General features: G+C 71.8%; 15 protein-coding genes. 6 read left to right on the top strand and 9 right to left on the bottom strand.

All coding sequences use genetic code 11. From position 1 onward, the window contains the following. Nucleotides 1-11: 11 nt before the first annotated feature. Genes QFW80_RS08315 through ilvC form a run of 6 tightly spaced genes read right to left on the bottom strand, consistent with a single transcriptional unit; the run spans nucleotide 12 to nucleotide 6,653 of the window. A complete protein-coding gene (locus QFW80_RS08315) occupies nucleotides 12-1,562 on the bottom strand; it encodes a 2-isopropylmalate synthase (RefSeq protein ID WP_280601207.1) in 1,551 nt (516 codons plus the stop codon). Next, entirely contained in the window at nucleotides 1,559-2,674 is a 1,116-nt protein-coding gene (locus QFW80_RS08310) for a threonine dehydratase (RefSeq protein WP_331488492.1), read from the bottom strand. The genes QFW80_RS08315 and QFW80_RS08310 overlap by 4 nt, the downstream gene beginning before the upstream one ends. After that, entirely contained in the window at nucleotides 2,674-3,615 is a 942-nt protein-coding gene (locus QFW80_RS08305; protein WP_280601205.1) for an aminotransferase class IV, read from the bottom strand. Before QFW80_RS08305 ends, QFW80_RS08310 begins: the two co-directional genes overlap by 1 nt. A gap of 56 nt (nucleotides 3,616-3,671) precedes the next feature. Next, a complete protein-coding gene (locus QFW80_RS08300; RefSeq protein ID WP_280601204.1) occupies nucleotides 3,672-3,908 on the bottom strand; it encodes an ACT domain-containing protein in 237 nt (78 codons plus the stop codon). Further along, on the bottom strand, nucleotides 3,892-5,661 hold the full coding sequence (gene ilvG, locus QFW80_RS08295; protein WP_280601202.1) for an acetolactate synthase 2 catalytic subunit: 1,770 nt from the start codon (nucleotides 5,659-5,661) through the stop codon (nucleotides 3,892-3,894). Before ilvG ends, QFW80_RS08300 begins: the two co-directional genes overlap by 17 nt. Further along, complete coding sequence (gene ilvC, locus QFW80_RS08290) at nucleotides 5,661-6,653, bottom strand: ketol-acid reductoisomerase (protein ID WP_280601201.1); 993 nt, start codon at nucleotides 6,651-6,653, stop codon at nucleotides 5,661-5,663. The genes ilvG and ilvC overlap by 1 nt, the downstream gene beginning before the upstream one ends. 357 nt (nucleotides 6,654-7,010) lie before the next feature. Here ilvC and ilvD point away from each other — a divergent pair, with 357 nt between their 5' ends. Then, the gene (ilvD, locus tag QFW80_RS08285; protein ID WP_280601200.1) at nucleotides 7,011-8,852 is read left to right on the top strand and encodes a dihydroxy-acid dehydratase; all 1,842 of its coding nucleotides are present in this window, start codon (nucleotides 7,011-7,013) and stop codon (nucleotides 8,850-8,852) included. 223 nt (nucleotides 8,853-9,075) lie between these two features. On the opposite strand, the gene QFW80_RS08280 is transcribed toward ilvD, so the two are convergent. Continuing rightward, on the bottom strand, nucleotides 9,076-10,332 hold the full coding sequence (locus tag QFW80_RS08280) for a 6-phosphofructokinase (protein WP_280601199.1): 1,257 nt from the start codon (nucleotides 10,330-10,332) through the stop codon (nucleotides 9,076-9,078). A gap of 127 nt (nucleotides 10,333-10,459) precedes the next feature. Here QFW80_RS08280 and QFW80_RS08275 point away from each other — a divergent pair, with 127 nt between their 5' ends. Beyond that, nucleotides 10,460-11,038, top strand: a complete 579-nt coding sequence (locus QFW80_RS08275) for an adenylate kinase (protein ID WP_280601197.1) — start codon at nucleotides 10,460-10,462, stop codon at nucleotides 11,036-11,038. Nucleotides 11,039-11,117: 79 nt separating this feature from the next. On the opposite strand, the gene QFW80_RS08270 is transcribed toward QFW80_RS08275, so the two are convergent. Further along, nucleotides 11,118-11,615, bottom strand: coding sequence for a DUF411 domain-containing protein (locus QFW80_RS08270; protein ID WP_280601195.1), 498 nt, complete (start codon nucleotides 11,613-11,615; stop codon nucleotides 11,118-11,120). 68 nt (nucleotides 11,616-11,683) lie between these two features. Here QFW80_RS08270 and mpl point away from each other — a divergent pair, with 68 nt between their 5' ends. Both mpl and QFW80_RS08260 read left to right on the top strand, forming a co-directional pair. Beyond that, nucleotides 11,684-13,144, top strand: a complete 1,461-nt coding sequence (gene mpl, locus QFW80_RS08265) for a UDP-N-acetylmuramate:L-alanyl-gamma-D-glutamyl-meso-diaminopimelate ligase (RefSeq protein WP_425603522.1) — start codon at nucleotides 11,684-11,686, stop codon at nucleotides 13,142-13,144. Nucleotides 13,145-13,217: 73 nt separating this feature from the next. Next, nucleotides 13,218-13,790: an LON peptidase substrate-binding domain-containing protein gene (locus QFW80_RS08260; protein WP_280601191.1), complete on the top strand. Its 573-nt coding sequence runs from the start codon at nucleotides 13,218-13,220 to the stop codon at nucleotides 13,788-13,790. Here the strand turns inward: QFW80_RS08260 and QFW80_RS08255 are convergent. After that, entirely contained in the window at nucleotides 13,773-15,782 is a 2,010-nt protein-coding gene (locus tag QFW80_RS08255) for a bifunctional DedA family/phosphatase PAP2 family protein (protein WP_280601189.1), read from the bottom strand. The genes QFW80_RS08260 and QFW80_RS08255 overlap by 18 nt on opposite strands. 47 nt (nucleotides 15,783-15,829) lie before the next feature. On the opposite strand from QFW80_RS08255, the gene QFW80_RS08250 reads away from it, so the two are divergent. Together QFW80_RS08250 and QFW80_RS08245 are read left to right on the top strand one after the other, a co-directional pair. After that, the gene (locus QFW80_RS08250; protein WP_280601187.1) at nucleotides 15,830-16,489 is read left to right on the top strand and encodes a protein kinase family protein; all 660 of its coding nucleotides are present in this window, start codon (nucleotides 15,830-15,832) and stop codon (nucleotides 16,487-16,489) included. Nucleotides 16,490-16,577: 88 nt separating this feature from the next. Beyond that, nucleotides 16,578-17,396, top strand: a complete 819-nt coding sequence (locus tag QFW80_RS08245) for an SDR family oxidoreductase (RefSeq protein WP_280601186.1) — start codon at nucleotides 16,578-16,580, stop codon at nucleotides 17,394-17,396. The last annotated feature ends 126 nt before the right edge of the window (nucleotides 17,397-17,522 follow it).

The raw sequence follows: 17,522 nt of genomic DNA, 5'->3' as shown, positions 1-17,522 counted from the left end.
GGCCGTCCCGCTCAGGCGGTGGCGCGCGCGTCGAGCGTGGGCGTGCCGGTCGGGCTGCGGCGCAGGATGCGGTTGGCGACGTCCAGCCAGGCCAGCGCGCTGGCCTCGATGATGTCGCGGCTGGTGCCGGTGCCCTGGTATTCCACGCCCTCGTGGTGGACGCTGAGCGAGGCTTCGCCCTGCGCGTCCGTGCCCAGGCCGACGCTGTGCACGCTGTAGCTCTCCAGCGACAGCTTCACGCCGGTGGCGTTGGACAGCGCGGCGAACAGCGCGTCCACCGGGCCGTCGCCGAGCGCGCTTTCGCTGACCTTGCGGCCTTCCGGGTTGGACAGTTCCACCTGCGCGCTGGCGCGCTGGCCGCGGTCGCTGATGGTCATCGACGACAGCCGGTAGCCCTGGCCGACCACGCCGCCGTCGATCAGGCGCTCCAGGTCGTCGTCCTCGACCACCCGCTGCTGCTCGCACAGCGCCTTGAACTGGGCGAATACCTGGTCCAGCTGCTCGTCCTCCATCGTGTAGCCGAGCGCACGCAGGCGGTGGCCGACGGCGGCGCGGCCACTGTGGCGGCCCAGCACCATCTTGGTGTCCGGCCAGCCGACGTCGGAGGGATTCATGATCTCGTAGGTGCTGCGGTTGCGCAGCATGCCGTGCTGGTGGATGCCGGATTCGTGCGCGAACGCGTTCTGGCCGACGATCGCCTTGTTGCGCTGCACCGGCATGCCGATCAGGCGCTGCAGCAGCTGCGAGGTGGGCACCAGGCGGCGGGTGTCGACGCGGCTGTCGATGTTGTAGAAGGCGTTGCGTACCTTCAGCGCCATCACCAGTTCCTCGAGCGCGGCGTTGCCGGCGCGCTCGCCGATGCCGTTGATGGTGCACTCGATCTGGCGCGCGCCGCCCTCCATCGCCGCCAGCGAGTTGGCCACCGCCAGGCCGAGGTCGTTGTGGCAGTGGGCGCTGAAAATCACGTCCTTCGCGCCGGGGATGTTCGCGATCATGCGCTCGAACAGGCCGCGGATCTCCTCGGGCGTGGTGTAGCCCAGGGTGTCGGGCACGTTGATCGTGGTGGCGCCGGCCTGGATCGCGACCGCGACCGCCTCGTGCAGGAAGTCCTCCTCGGTGCGGGTGCCGTCCTCGGGCGAGAACTCGATGTCGGCCACGTACCGGCGCGCCATCGCCACGTGGGTGCCGATCGACTCGAGCACCTGGGCCTTGCTCATCCGCAGCTTGTGCTCGCGGTGCAGCGGGCTGGTGGAGAGGAACACGTGGATGCGCGGCTTCGCGGCGCCTTCGAGCGCGCGCGCCGAGGCTTCGATGTCGCCGGGCAGGCAGCGGGACAGCACCGCCAGGGTGGTGTTGCGCAGTTCGCGCGCGATCTGGGCGGTGGCCTCGCGGTCGGACTGGGAACTGGCGGGGAAGCCGGTCTCGATGATGTCGACGCCGAGCTCCGCCAGCGCCCGCGCCATCACCACCTTCTGCTGCGGGGTCATGCTGCAGCCCGGGGACTGCTCGCCGTCGCGCAGGGTGGTGTCGAAGATGCGTACGAACTCGGGGGTGGTGTTCATGCGAGGAGTTCCTCGGGAATATCGCGGTCGATGGTACCTGTTGCGGCCGTCGGCCGCGGGTGCGCTGCATCACGGGACGGGAGCAGGCCGGCGGGACGCGGGTCGCGCGTCGCCGCCGGCTGCGGAAGTCGCTCGCGGGCGCGGCGGCGCGGCTTGCGTGGTGGACGCGGGCGCACTTCCGACAGCAGACGCGCCAGCACCCCGGCGTCGACGTTGCCGCCGGAGACCACCGCGCACTTGCGCCTGCCGGCCACGCGCTTGCCGGCGGCCAGCGCGAGCGCGCCGGCGCCCTCGGCGATCACGTGCTCTTCCAGCGCCAGCCGCACCAGGGTCTCGCGCAGCTCGGCCTCGCGAACGATCACCACGTCGTCGAGCAGGTCGCGCAGCAGGCGTTCGGTGAGGTAGCCCGGCTCCTTCACCCGCACGCCGTCGGCCAGGGTCGCGCAGGGGTCGACCAGCGAGCGGTCGCCCTTCAGCGCGCGGCACATCGCGTCCACGCCCTCGACCTGGGCGCCGACGATGCGCACGCCCTGCGACTTCAGCGCCAGTGCCACCCCGGACGCCAGCCCGCCGCCGCCGATCGGCACCAGCACCACGTCCGGGTTCATGGCCGCGGCGATCTCCAGCCCCACCGTGCCCTGGCCGGCGATCACGTCCGGATCGTCGAAGGCCGACAGCAGGCGGAAGCCGTTCTGGGCCGCGAGCTCCTTGGCGAACGCCTTGGCCTCGTCGTAGGTCTCGCCGTGCAGGCGCACGGTCGCGCCCCAGTGGGCGACGCCGGCGACCTTGGTGTCCGGCGCGGTCCTGGGCATCACCGTGATCGCCGGGATGCCCAGCCGGTACGCGGCCCAGGCCATGCCCTGGGCGTGGTTGCCGGCCGAGGCGGTGATCACGTAGCGGTCGTCGCCGCGTTCGCGCGCGGCCAGCAGCGCGTTGAGCGCGCCGCGCACCTTGTACGAGCCGGTGCGCTGCAGGTTCTCCAGCTTCAGCCAGGTGCCGAAGCGCTCCGCGTAATGGGTGGGCGTGACGTCGAGGTACCTGCGCAGCCGCGCCTGGGCCGCCAGCACGTCGCTTGCGGTCACGTCGATGGTGCTGGCTACGGCCGGGTCCATCAGACCGCGGTCAGCCAGTGGCGCCAGGCGGGCTCGCGGCCGCGCACGATGCGCCCGTACAGCGCCTGCAGCTCGCGCGTGACCGGATTGTCGCCGTAGTGGCGGTCCTCGATCTGCGCCACCGGCGCGACCTCGGCCGCGGTGCCGCAGGCGAACACCTCGTCGGCCTGCAGCAGCTCCTCCAGCGACACCGCGCGCGCCTGCGCGCCGGTCAGCTGCAGCAGCGTGTCGCGGGTGATGCCGTCGAGCGCATCGGGGTGGGCCACGGCGGTGAGTGCGCCGCCCTGCACCATGAACACGTTGGCGCCGGTGCACTCCACCACGCGGCCCTCGCGGTCGGTGAACAGCGCCTCGTCGAAGCCGCGCGCCTTGGCCTCGCGCTTGGCCAGGATCGAATTGACGTACCCGCCGCACAGCTTCAGCGGCGGCAGCGAGTCGGCCGGGTTGCGGCGCCAGCGCGACACGCCCAGGCGCGCACGCGCGCCGTTGAGGTGCACGTGGGTGGCGGTGGACGCGACCATCATGTGCGGCACGTGACCTTCCACATCCAGCCCGAAGCCGCCTTCGCCGAACCAGGCCAGCGGCCGGATGTAGGCGTCGCGGTGGCCGTTGGCGCGCAGGGTCGCCAGCACAGCGTCGGTCGCCTGCGCGGGATCGAACGGCAGGCCGAACATGTCGGCGCCGCGGCGCATGCGCTCCAGGTGCTCGGGCAGGCGGAACACGGCGGCGCCGAAGTCGGTGGCGTAGGCGCGGACGCCTTCGAACACCCCGCTGCCGTAGTGCATCGCGTGCGTGGTCAGGCCGGCCTGGAGGGTGTCGCCCGGCACCAGCGCGCCGTCGAACCAGGCGAGCGGGGCGGGTGCGGGGGCGGATGCCGGCCGCGCGGCATCCGCGGCGTGGCGGGCGTGGGCGTCGGCGATGGGGGTGACGGTGGCGCTCATAGGGTCGGTATCCGGAAAGTGGGGTCAGCGATCTGGCGTCGTGCGGCGAAGCCGCGTCACGGGCAGGGCTGTACCGATACCGACAGGCAGTCGTACATCTTCGCCAACTGCTGCTGCAGCGAGGCGTCCGAACGGTCGCCTTCCACCGTCACGCGCAGCTGCCACCGGTCTTCGCCGGGCTCGGCCTGGCCATCGAGCGCCAGCGGCCGGAAGCCGCGCCGCTCGGTGGCGCCGATCACGCGCGCCAGCACGCCTTCGGCGCTGCGCAGGGTCAGGTCAAGCTGGTAGCGCATTGTTCGGCTCCTCGGAAGCGGACGAGGCGGACGGCGGCTGCACCGGCACCGGTTCGCCGGTATCCAGCGTGCCGGCGTCGTCGGGATCCATCATCTGCGCGTTGTTGTGGTTCGGCGGCACCAGCGGCCAGACGTTGGCGGCGGTGTCGATCGCCACGTGCAGCAGGGTCGGGCCGTCGGCGGCCAGCAGCGCGCGCAGGGCGTCGTCCACGTTCGCCGCCTTGTCCACGTGCAGGGCCTGGATGCCGAACGCGCGCGCGACCTCGGCGAAGTCGGGGTTGTCGGACAGGTCGATCTCCGAATAGCGCTTCTCGAAGAACAGCTCCTGCCACTGCCGCACCATGCCCAGCGCGGAGTTGTCCAGCAGCACGATCTTCACCGGCAGCCGGTAGCGGCGGATGGTCGCCAGCTCCTGGATGTTCATCATGAACGAGCCGTCGCCGCTGACGCACACCACCTGCGCGTCGGGCGACTCCATCTGCGCGCCCATCGCCGCCGGCAGGCCGAAGCCCATGGCGCCGAGCGAGCCGCTGGTCAGGTGCTGGCGCGGGTGGTTGAAGCGCCAGTGCTGGGCCACCCACATCTGGTGCTGGCCGACGTCGCAGGCCACCACCGCATTCGGTGCCAGTTCGCTCAGGCGCTTGAGCAGGGCGGGTGCGTAGACCTTGTCGCCGGGGGCGTCGTAGCGCGCGGCGTGGCGCGAGCGGCGCTCCAGGCAGGTGTCGCGCCAGGCCTTGCGCGCGGCGGCGTGGCGGCCTTCCATCTGCGCGGCCAGCGGCGCGGCCAGGCGCGACAGGCTCTGCGACAGGTTGCCGGGCACCGCCACGTCGGCCGCGCGCAGCTTGCCGATCTCGCAGCCGTCGCCGTCCAGGTGCACCACGCGTGCGTTGGGCGCGAACTCGGCCAGCTTGCCGGTGGCGCGGTCGTCGAAGCGTGCGCCGACCACGAACAGCAGGTCGCATTCCTGCACCGCCATGTTCGCCGCGCGGCTGCCGTGCATGCCGAGCATGCCCAGGTTCGAAGGATGCCCGGCCGGCAGCGCGCCCAGCGCCTTGAGCGTGAGCACGGTGGGCAGGCCGGTGAGGTCGACGAACTCGCGGAACGCCTCGACCGCGTCGCCCAGCACCACGCCGCCACCGGCGTACACCACCGGCTTGCGGCACTGCGAGACCAGCGCCGCCGCCTCGTGCAGCGCGGCGTCGGGCGGGCCCGGCACCGGCTCGACCGGCAGCGGCGAGTGCACCGGCAGGTGCGAGGCATCGGCCATCTGCACGTCCTTGGGCAGGTCGATCAGCACCGGCCCGGGACGTCCGCTGCGGGCGATGCGGAACGCCTCGGCGAACACCCGCGGCAGCTCGTCCACGCTGCGCGGCAGGAAGCTGTGCTTGACGATCGGCAGGGTCATGCCGAACACGTCCAGCTCCTGGAACGCGTCGGTGCCCATCAGGAAGGTGGGCACCTGGCCGGTGAGGACCACCATCGGCACCGAGTCGAACATCGCGTCGGCGATGCCCGTGACCAGGTTCGACGCGCCCGGGCCGGAGGTGGCCACACACACGCCGACGCGGCCGCTGGCGCGCGCGTAGCCGTTGGCGGCGAACGCGGCGCCCTGCTCGTGGCGCACCAGTACGTGCTTGAGCGACGCGCCGTGGAGCGCGTCGTAGAACGGCATGATCGTTCCGCCGGGATAGCCGAACAGCGCGTCGACGCCTTCGGCTTCCAGGGCCTGCACCAGCCAGTGCGCACCGTTCATCACGCGGCCTCTTTCTGTTCCTTCGGGGAGTTGTCCAGCCACACCATCTTCTCGCGCAGCTTCTTGCCCACGACCTCGATCGGGTGGTCGAGGTCGGCCTGCTTGTAGCGGTTGTAGTTCGGCAGCCCGGCGGCGTGCTCGGCCACCCAGTTCCTGGTGAACGTGCCGTCCTGGATGTCCTTGAGCACGTCGCGCATGCGCTCCTTGGTGCCGGCGTCGATCACGCGCGGGCCGCTGACGTAGTCGCCGTACTGCGCGGTCTCGGACACGAATTCGAGCATGCGGGTGATGCCGCCTTCGTAGAACAGGTCGACGATCAGCTTCAGCTCGTGCAGCACTTCGTAATAGGCGATCTCCGGCTGGTAGCCGGCTTCCACCAGCACCTCGAAGCCGGCCTGCACCAGCGACGAGGCGCCGCCGCACAGCACGGCCTGCTCGCCGAACAGGTCGGTCTCGGTCTCTTCCTTGAACGTGGTCTCGATCAGGTTGGCGCGCGCGCCGCCGAGGCCGTCGGCGTAGGCCAGCGCCAGCTGCTTCGCCTTGCCGCTGCGGTCCTGGTGCACCGCCCAGATGCAGGGCACGCCGCGGCCGATCTCGTACTCGCGGCGCACCAGCGCGCCCGGGCCCTTGGGCGCCACCAGGATCACGTCGAGATCCTCGCGCGGGGCGATCATGCCGAAATGCACGTTCAGCCCGTGGGCGAACAGCAGGCAGGCGCCCTGCTTCATGTTCGGCGCGATCGCGTCCTCGTACACCTGCCGCTGCACCATGTCGGGGGTGAGCACGGCGACCAGGTCGACCTCCTTCACCGCCTCGGCGGGCGCCTTCACGTTGAAGCCGTCGGCCTTCGCCTTGGCTTCGGTGGGGCCGCCCGGGCGCAGCCCGACGGTCACGTCGAAGCCGGAATCGCGCAGGTTCAGCGCGTGCGCGCGGCCCTGGCTGCCGTAGCCGACGATGGCGATACTGGGCTTGGGAAGGGAGGACTGGGTCATGTCAGGGTCTCTGCAGTGGCGTGTTGGTTGGAAAACGGTTGGTATGGGCAACAAAAAACCCCGCCCTTGCGGTGCGGGGTTTTGCGATTCGGCGCTTCCTGCTTACGCGCCCGATCGTCCCGCACCGGTTGGCGAGGTAATAAGGACGAGTACGAGAATCGACGACGCGCTGGCGTCGTGGGGGTTCCCGGCAGGGGTGTGGCGTTGCAGCATTGGGCCAAACTAAACCGCGCTTTCACGGCTTGTCAAGCGCTGTCGCCACTTGATCCGTTGCCCCCGAAATCGTTGCAACTGTAACGGCGAAAACTCCCCAGAATGCCGCTTTGACGCGTTGCGTCATTTCCCCCGCGAAGTTCCATGCCCGAATACCGTTCGAAAACCTCCACCCATGGCCGCAACATGGCCGGCGCGCGCGCGCTGTGGCGCGCCACCGGCATGCGCGACGAGGACTTCCACAAGCCCATCGTCGCGATCGCCAACTCGTTCACCCAGTTCGTGCCCGGACACGTGCACCTGAAGGACCTCGGCCAGCTGGTCGCGCGCGAGATCGAACGCGTCGGCGGCGTGGCCAAGGAGTTCAGCACCATCGCGGTCGACGACGGCATCGCGATGGGCCACGACGGCATGCTGTATTCGCTGCCCAGCCGCGAGATCATCGCCGACTCGGTCGAGTACATGGTCAACGCGCATTGCGCGGACGCGCTGGTGTGCATCTCCAATTGCGACAAGATCACGCCCGGCATGCTGATGGCGGCGCTGCGGCTCAACGTGCCGACGGTGTTCGTCTCCGGCGGGCCGATGGAAGCGGGCAAGACCGCGCTGGCGGACCACAAGCTCGACCTGGTCGACGCGATGGTGATGGCGGCCGATCCGTCGGCGAGCGACGAGCAGGTGGCCGCGGTCGAGCGCAGCGCGTGCCCGACCTGCGGCTCGTGCAGCGGCATGTTCACCGCCAACTCGATGAACTGCCTGACCGAGGCGCTGGGCCTGTCGCTGCCGGGCAACGGCACGGTGCTGGCCACGCATGCCGATCGCGAGCAGCTGTTCCTGCGCGCCGGCCGCACCGCGGTGGAACTGTGCCACCGCTGGTACGGCGGCGAGGATCCGGCCGCGCTGCCGCGCGGCATCGCCACCTTCGAGGCGTTCGAGAACGCGATGACGCTCGACATCGCCATGGGCGGGTCGACCAACACCATCCTGCACCTGCTGGCGGCGGCGCGCGAGGCCGGCGTCGATTTCACCCTGCGCGACATCGACCGCCTCTCGCGGCGCGTGCCGCAGCTGTGCAAGGTGGCGCCGAACACGCAGAAGTACCACATCGAGGACGTGCATCGCGCCGGCGGGATCATGGCGATCCTGGGCGAGCTCGCGCGCGGCGGCCTGCTGCATACGCACGTGCCCACCGTGCACGCGCCGAGCCTGGGCGAGGCGATCGCGCGCTGGGACGTCACCCAGTCCGGTGACGAATCGGTGGCCACGTTCTATCGCGCCGGCCCGGGTGGAATTCCGACGCAGGTCGCCTTCAGCCAGGCCACGCGCTGGCCGACGCTGGACGACGACCGCGCGGACGGCTGCATCCGCGACGTCGCCCACGCCTATTCGCAGGAAGGCGGGCTGGCGGTGCTGCGCGGCAACGTCGCGCCGGACGGCTGCGTGGTCAAGACCGCGGGGGTCGACGAGTCGATCCACGTGTTCGAGGGCAGCGCGCGCGTGTACGAGAGCCAGGACGCGGCGGTGCAGGGCATCCTCGCCGACGAGGTGTTGCCGGGCGAAGTGGTGGTGATCCGCTACGAAGGCCCGCGCGGCGGACCCGGCATGCAGGAGATGCTGTACCCGACCAGCTACCTGAAGTCCAAGGGACTGGGCAAACGGTGCGCGCTGCTGACCGACGGCCGCTTCTCCGGCGGCACGTCGGGCCTGTCGATCGGCCACGTCTCGCCGGAAGCCGCGGCGGGCGGGGCGATCGGCCTGGTGCGCGACGGCGACCGCATCCGCATCGACATTCCCGCGCGATCGATCGAACTGCTGGTCGCCGACGGCGAACTCGCGACGCGCCGCGCGCAGCAGGACGCCAAGGGCTGGGCGCCCGCGTCGCCGCGCCCGCGCAAGGTCAGCGGGGCGCTGAAGGCCTACGCGCTGCTGGCCACCAGCGCCGACAAGGGCGCGGTGCGCAACCTGGAGCTGCTGGAGGCGGGTTGAGCGCGTCGCATCGCGGAGGCGGGGCGGCGCGCGGATCCGACACGCGTATCGCGCAAGCGCGAACCGCATCCGGTGGTGTGGGGCGCCCGGGGCTGGAGACGCGATATCGCAGGTCCCGACAGGCGTAGCCCGGGTAAGCGAAGCGCACCCGGGGTGTTGCGCGACGTCATCCCGGGTGCGCTCTGCTTACCCGGGCTACAGGACGAGGGCTGCGGTCGACGGGCTAGCCTTCCCAGGCCGGAAGCTTCTTCTTCACCGCTACGTGCTTGAGCGAGACGTAGGCGGGAATGCCGTCGCGGCCGTAGGGCGGCGGCGCCTCGCCGCGGATCAGCGGCTCGAGATAGGTCCGGGCCTTGTCGGTGATGCCGTAGCCGTCGCGGCGGATGAAATTCTTGGGGAACTTCTTTTCGTGGTTCGCCACTTTGTCCAGCGGCGCGCTGCCGATCTTCCAGCGGTACGGCGCGTCGGAGGTGCGTTCGATCACCGGCATGGTCGCGTTGCGGCCTTCCAGCGCGAACTTCACCGCCGCGCGGCCGACTGCGATCGCCTGGTCGACGTCGGTCCTGGAGGCCAGGTGGCGGGCGCTGCGCTGCAGGTAGTCGGGCAGGGTCCAGTGCACCTTAAAGCCGAGCTGGTCCTTGACCTTGCCGGCCAGGTAGGACGCGACGCCGCCCAGCTGGGTATGGCCGAACGAATCGGTGCCGCCGCCGGACTCTGCCACGAAGCGCCCGTCGGCGGTCTGGATGCCCTCGCTGGCCACCACCACGCAGTAGCCGACGCGGTCGACGACCTTCTTCACGTTCTTCAGGAAGTCCGCCTCGTCGTAGGCGCGCTCGGGGAACAGGATCAGGTGCGGCGCCTCGTCCGGGCCGTTTCCGGCCAGGCCCGCGGCGGCGGCCAGCCAGCCGGCGTGGCGGCCCATGGCCTCGTAGACGAACACCTTGGTCGAGGTGTCGGCCATCGCGGCCACGTCCAGCGCCGCCTCGCGCACCGACACCGCGGTGTATTTCGCCGCCGAGCCGAAGCCCGGGCAGCAGTCGGTCACCGCCAGGTCGTTGTCGATGGTCTTGGGCACGCCGATGCAGGTCAGCGGATAGCCGAACTCGGCCGCCAGCTTCGACACCTTGTTGGCCGTATCGGCCGAATCGTTGCCGCCGTTGTAGAGGAACCAGCGCACGTCGTGCGCCCGGAACACGTCCAGCAGGCGCTCGTACCTGGCGCGGTCGGCCTCGAGCGACTTGAGCTTGTAGCGGCACGAGCCGAATGCGCCGCCCGGGGTGTGGGCCAGGCCGCGGATGGACGCGGCGCTCTCCTTCGAGGTGTCCACCAGTTCCTCGCGCAGGGCGCCGAGGATGCCGTTGCGCGCCGCCAGCACTTTCACCTTGCGCGCGCGGGCCTCGGCGATCACGCCCGAAGCGGTGGCGTTGATGACGGCGGTGACACCGCCGGACTGGGAGTAGAGCAGGGTTCCGGAAGCCATATGCGCCCTTGGGATGAGGTCGGTGGGTCGGGTCGATGGGTTAAGCTGGCGGCTGAATCCGCGGTCCGGCCGGAGTGTAGCAACCGCCCGCGACCGCCTCCGGTGTCGATCTGGTGGGGAGTCCTCGATGCGATTGGTGTTGTTGGGAGCGCCCGGCTCGGGCAAGGGTACGCAGGCGGCCAGGCTGAAGGAGTACCTGCAGGTACCCCACATCTCGACCGGCGACCTGCTGCGCGCCGAGGTGGCGGCCGGCAGCCCGCTCGGGCTGCAGGCCAAGGAAGTCATGGCCCGCGGCGACCTGGTCAGCGACGAGATCCTGCTGGGCATGCTGCGCGACCGCTTCTCGCGCGACGACACCCGCGCCGGCTTCATCCTCGACGGCTACCCGCGCAACCTGGCCCAGGCCGCCGCCCTCGACGAACTGCTCGCCAGCCTCGGGCAGAAGTTCGACGCCGCGGTGCAGCTGACGGTGGACAACGAGCAGATCGTCGAGCGCCTGGCCGGCCGCGCCAAGGCCGAGGGCCGCGCCGACGACGCCCCCGATTCCGTGCGCAAGCGCCTGCAGGTCTACGACCAGCAGACCGCACCGGTGATCGAGTTCTACCGCCAGCACGGCCAGCTGACCGTGGTCGACGGCGTGGGCTCGCTGGAGGCGGTGTTCAACCGCATCGTCGAGGCGATCGCGCCGGAGAAGGCGGTCGGCTGAGGGCGCGCATGGCCGCGCCGCTGGCGGGCGATCCGCGGTGGCGCCGGTCCGGGATCAGGGCGTGTCGCCGTGCGGCGGCTCAGTCCTGCGGGTAACGGTTGAACGGCCGCGTGCTGCCGTCTTCCAGCACCAGCTCCACGGTATAGGGCTGTTCGATGCCCTCGGGGTGTTCCATCCCGGGTGATCCGAGCGGCATGCCCGGCACGGCCAGTCCGCGCGCGGCGGGCCGCTCGCGCAGCAGCCGGGCGACATCGGCCGCCGGCACGTGACCCTCGATGAAGTAGCCGTCGACCTCGGCGGTGTGGCACGAGGCCAGCGCTTCCGGCACGCCCGCGGCGGCCTTCACCGGCGACATCTGCGCGGTATCGCGCGCCTCCACCCGGAAGCCCGCCTGCCGCATGTGCTCGATCCACACCCCGCAGCAGCCGCAGCTGGGGTGCTTGTGCACCGTCAGCAGCGGCGCGCCGACCGCCGCTGCGGGCGCGGCGTCCGCAGCCGGAGCCGGGCGGGCGGCCAGGGCATCGCCGCCCAGCAGCAGGGCGGGGACGAGAAGGGCAACGGACAGGGCAGGGCGCATCGGCGGGGCTCGGCGGGATCCGCGCCCAGTCTAGCGGCCCCGGGGTCCGCGTCGCTGCGACCGGGATCATGCCGTGGCGTGTTTGGGTAAAGTGCGCGGCTGTCACGACGCACGCGGGTTCCGCCTTGAAACTGCACATCCTCGGCATCGCCGGTACGTTCATGGGCGGCGTCGCCGCCCTGGCGCGCGAACTCGGGCACGCGGTCGAGGGCAGCGACCAGGCGGTGTACCCGCCGATGTCGACCCAGCTCGAGACGCTCGGCATCGCCCTGTCCCAGGGCTACGACCCGGCGCACATCTCGCCGGACTGCGACACGGTGGTGGTCGGCAACGCGCTCTCGCGCGGCAACCCGGCGGTGGAGGCGGTGCTCGACAGCGGCCGCGCCTATACCTCCGGCGCCGAATGGCTGCGCGAGCACGTGCTGCCCGGCCGCGACGTGCTCGCCGTCGCCGGCACCCACGGCAAGACCACCACCAGCACGATCCTGGCCTTCCTGCTGCAGGCGGCCGGGCGCGAGCCGGGCTTCCTGATCGGCGGCGTGGCGGAGGACTTCGGGGTGTCGGCGCGGCTCGGCGGCGCGGCCGCGCCGGCGCCGGGTGGCCCTCCCGGCACCCGGGCGCGGCCGCTGTTCGTGGTCGAGGCCGACGAGTACGACACCGCATTCTTCGACAAGCGCAGCAAGTTCGTGCACTACCGGCCACGGGTGGCGATCCTCAACAACCTCGAATACGACCACGCCGACATCTTCCCCGACGTGGCCGCGATCCAGCGCCAGTTCCACCACCTGGTGCGCACCGTGCCCGGGCGCGGCCGGCTGATCGTCAACGGCCACGACGCGCGCCTGCGCGAAGTGCTGGAGATGGGCTGCTGGACGCCGGTGGAACGCTTCGGCTTCGATCCCGGCTTCGAGTGGAGCGCGCGCAAACTGCGCGAGGACGGCAGCGCGTTCGAGGTCACGCGCGGCGGGCAGGCGGTGGGCACGGTGGAATGGCCGCTGCTCGGCGACCACAACGTGCTCAACGGACTCGCGGCGCTGGCGGCGTGTGCCGCGGTCGGGGTGGACGTGGCGGCCGTGCTTCCGGCGCTGTCGCGGTTCCGCAGCGTGAAGCGCCGGATGGAACGGCTGGGGCAGGCGCGCGGGATCGCGGTGTACGACGATTTCGCCCACCACCCGACCGCGATCGCGACCACGCTCGCAGGCCTGCGGGCGAAGGTGGGTGCGGCGCGCATCGTGGTGGCGATGGAGCCACGCAGCAATTCGATGCGGCTCGGCGCGCATGCCGCGGCGCTGGCCCCGTCGCTGCACGAGGCCGACGCGGTGGTGTTCCTGGCGCGGCCGGAACTGCCGTGGGATGCCGCGGCGGTGGTGGCGGGAGTGCGCGGACAGGCGCGCGCGGTGGCCGACGCCGACGCCCTGCTGGCGGCGCTCGGCGCGCTCGCGCGCGAGGGCGACCACGTGGTGTTCATGTCCAACGGCGGGTTCGACGCCGCGCCGCGCCGCTTCCTGGCGCAGCTGCAGGCGGGCTGAGGCGCGCCGCGCGGGCGCCGCTTCCATCCTGCCGCCCGTGCGCCGGTCGGGCGGCAGCGCCTAGACTGGCGCCATGTCCGAATCGTTGCCCCTGTTCCCGCTGCATGCGGTGCTGGTGCCCGGCGCCGCGCTGGGCCTGCGCATCTTCGAGCCGCGCTACCTCGACCTGGTGCGCGACTGCGGCCGCAGCGGCAGCGGCTTCGGCGTGTGTCTGATCGCCGAAGGCGAAGAGGCCGGGCGCGCGGCGATGCCGATGGCCTGGGGCACCGAGGCCCGGATCGAGGATTTCGACACTGGCCCGGACGGCCTGCTGCACCTGCGGCTGCGTGGCGAACGGCGGTTCCGTGTTCTCCGCACCCGGGTCCGCGACAGCGGGCTTGTCGTGGCCGACGTGGACTGGCGGGACCCCGATCCGTCGGCCGAACTGCAGCCGCAGCACGCGCTGCTGGGCGAGGTGCTGCGCCGGATCTTCGATCGCCTCGGCGAGGCCGACGTGCGGATTCCCGAGCCCCGGTTCGACGATGCCGCCTGGGTCGGCTGGCGCCTGGCCGAACTGCTGCCGCTCAGCCTGCCCCAGCGCCAGCAGCTGCTGCAGGAGGACGACCCCGACCTGCGCCTGGACGAGCTGCTACGGCTGCTGTCCTGAGCCGGCCGCATCGGTGCGCAACCGCAGCACCGGCGCGCCGGTATGCGGATGCGGCGATTCGCGCAGGGGGAAGCCGGTGAGCGAACGGCGCAGGGCGACGAAGGCCGCATCGTCGTCGACCACCGGCAGCCAGATGCCGAACAGGCCCGACAGCGGCCGCTGGTATTCGAGCGTCTGGCTCACGCCGATCCACAGCGGCGTGCCGTCCGACAGTCGCGCCGGGGCGCGCCACAGCCGCAGCGTCTGCAGCCGACCGTCGCCGGCGGGGCGGCGCAGCAGCAGCGCCTCCGCCTCGGACCCGAGCGTGGCCGGCAGCACCGGCTGCAGGCCGGGCGGGGCGTCGTCGTCGAGCAGGCCGAGGGTCGCGGTCCAGTCCGCCTGCGGCTGCGCGCGCCAGCCGAGGCTGCGCAGGTGCCCGCGCAGCGGTTCCAGCGGGCCGGCCACCTGCACGTCCAGCGCCCAGCGGCGGCTGGCGTCGCGTTCGCGGCGCTGGGCGGGCAGCCGTGCCCAGTCGTGCGCCCACCAGGCCCCGGGTTCCAGCACCTTCGCGGGCTCCGGCACCGAGAACCGCGCCAGCAGCGGGTCGACCGCCTTGGGCGCATGCCACAGCGCCGCGACCGCGAAGCTGACATAGAAGATCGCCGCCAGCGGCCGCATCCAGAACGAGCGCGCCACGTGGCGCCGGTAGGCGATGCCCAGCACCAGCAGCCACACGATCCCCAGCAGCATCCCGCCGACCACGTCGCTGAGCCAATGCGCCCCCAGGTACAGCCGCGCGAACCCCAGCACCGCGCCGACCAGGCCGGCGACCATGTACGGCCAGACCCGGGACCGGCCCGGCAGCTCGCGAGCGATCAGCACGGCGAAGAAGCCGAACGCGATCGTGGTCATCGTCACCGACACCGACGGGAAGCCGAAACCGCTGTGCGCGGTCGGTGGCAGCGGCATGTCGATCAGCTTGGCCAGGCCCGTGGTCAGCACCAGGCCGAAGGTGAGCGCCGCCACCCAGTGCGCCGCGGCGATCCAGCGCCGCCGCCACAGCAGCCAGCCCAGTGCGAGCGTCGCCACCGGCAGCAGCACCTCCCAGTCGCCGATCGAGGCCAGCCCGGCCATCAGCCGGTCGGCCAGCGGATTGCGCAGTTCGTACATCGCGCCGAACACGGTCAGGTCCAGCGCCAGCGGCTCGCCGCGCATCCATACCGTGCCCAGCAGCGCGAACCACGCCCAGCCGATCGCCAGCAGGCACGCGGCCAGGATCGCCAGCGAGGCCGATTCGGGCCGGTTGGGGTCGATCAGCGCCGCTGCGTAACGGCCCAGGCGCGGGTGCGCGCGGGTCCAGCGCAGGGCGCGGGCGAGCAGGTCGTTGGCGTGGCGGTCGAACCAGCGGTAGGTGTAGAGCACGCCCGCCCAGGCCAGCGCCAGTACCAGCAGCAGTCCGCCCAGCACCAGCACCAGCCGGTCGGCGACCGCGGCCACCGCGTCGTAGGACGCCCCGAAGATCCAGCCGGGCGCAAGGAAGATCCCGGCCCAGAGGAAGCAGGCGAGCAGGCTCATCGGCACGTAGCGCCGCAGCGGCATGTGCAGCATGCCGGCGATGGCCGGCACGAACGCGCGGATCGCGCCGACGAAGCGCGCGATCAGGATGCCCTTGATGCCGTGGCGGCGGAACACCAGCTCGCCGCGGTCGAGCAGCTGCGGGTAGCGGCGGAACGGCCAGTGTTCGCGCAGCTGCGGCCCCCAGCGGTGGCCGACCCAGTAACCGATGCCGTCGCCGAAGAAGGCGCCCAGGGCGGCGCAGGTCACCGCGTACGTGCCGTCGATGTGGCCCAGGCCGATCAACGCGCCGATCGCGAACAGCAGCGGCAGCGCCGGCACCAGGATGCCGAGCACCACCACCGCATCGCAGAACGCGATCAGGAAGATCACGCCGCCGGCCGCGACGGGGTGCGCGCTGATCCAGGCGAGCGTGGCGTCGAACCAGCCGGAGTCCATCGGCGAATTATGACAGCCGCCGCTGACTGCTCGCCTACACTGTGCGGATGGATCGCGACGCCACCGAAACTCGCGCGCTGAAGGCCGACAGCTTCGGCCGGATCTCGCTGATGCAGGGAGCGGATGGTGCGTTCGTGCGCCGCGATCTCGGCCACGTGCCGTGGTGGCTGCGGCTGCCCGCGTGGTGGCTGGCGCGGCGCGAGGCGCGCGCGCTGCAGCGCGTGGCCGGCATGGCCGACGTGCCGCAGCTGCTGGCCTGGGACGGTCGCAGGCTCGACCGCAGCTTCATGGCCGGCGATGCGATGTACCAGCGCCCGCCGCGCGGCGACCTGGCCTATTTCCGCAGTGCCCGCCGCCTGCTGCAGTCCCTGCACCGCCGCGGCGTGGCCCACAACGACCTGGCCAAGGAAGCGAACTGGCTGGTGCTCGAGGACGGACGGCCGGCGCTGATCGATTTCCAGCTGGCCACCCTCGGCGACCCCCGGTCGCGCTGGATGCGGCTGCTGGCGCGCGAGGACCTGCGCCACCTGCTCAAGCACAAGCGCATGTACTGCCGCGAATCGCTCACCCCGGTGGAGCGCCGGGTGCTTAGGCGCAATTCCTGGGTGCGGGACCTGTGGTTCCGCACCGGCAAGCCGGTCTACCGGTTCGTCACCCGTCGCCTGCTCAAGTGGGAGGACAACGAAGGCCAGGGTCCCAAGCCCTGACCGCACGGCGAGGGGGCGTGCCATCGTGGCCGGTCTGTCCTGCGCACCGGTGGAGTAGGCTCTGCGCACACGCCTGCCCGGACCGCCGATGCCCGCATTGACCGGCAAGACCCTGTTCATCACCGGCGCGTCGCGCGGTATCGGCCTGGCGATCGCGCTGCGCGCCGCGCGCGACGGCGCCAACGTCGTGATCGCCGCGAAATCGGACGTTCCCAACCCGAAGCTGCCGGGGACCATCCACACCGCCGCGCGCGAGGTCGAGGCCGCCGGCGGACGCGCCCTGGCGATCCGCTGCGACATCCGCGAGGAGGCGCAGGTGCGCGACGCGGTGGCCCGCACCGTGGAGACGTTCGGCGGGCTCGACATCCTGGTCAACAACGCCAGCGCGATCTGGCTGCGCGGCGCGCTGGACACGCCGCTCAAGCGGTTCGACCTGATGCAGCAGGTCAACGCCCGTGGCACGTTCCTGTGCGCGCAGGCCTGCCTGCCGCACCTGCTGCAGGCCGAGAACCCGCACATCCTCACCCTGTGCCCGCCGCCCTCGCTGGATCCGAAGTGGTGGGCGCCGCACACCGGCTACACGCTGGCGAAAATGGGCATGAGTCTGGTCACGCTGGGGCTGGCGGCCGAGTTCGCCGATCGCGGCATCGCCATCAACGCGCTGTGGCCGCGCACCCTGATCGCCACCGACGCGCTGGCGATGATCCCGGGCGTGTCGGCCGCCAACGCGCGGTCGCCGGCGATCATGGCCGATGCCGCGCACGCGGTGCTCTCGCGCCCGGCAGCGGGCTTCACCGGCCGCTTCCTGATCGACGACGAGGTGCTGCGCGAGGCGGGCGTCACCGACCTGTCCGGCTACGCGGTCGATCCCGCGCAGCCGCTGCTGCCGGATCTGTTCCTGGACTGAAGCCGGCGCGCCGCCGGCACGGCCTTGCCATTCCGGACCGGCGCGGCGATCTTGGGCGGCATGACCGCAGCGTCGGCCGGATGCAGGCGCACGCCCGCATCCCCACGCCGGCCGCGTGGCCCCGCC

Origin of the sequence: Luteimonas rhizosphaericola (assembly GCF_029888045.1) — a bacterium.
Classification (GTDB): domain Bacteria; phylum Pseudomonadota; class Gammaproteobacteria; order Xanthomonadales; family Xanthomonadaceae; genus Luteimonas; species Luteimonas rhizosphaericola.
Note: the sequence above shows the minus strand (reverse complement) of the source record. Positions and strands in the feature narration are given on the sequence as shown.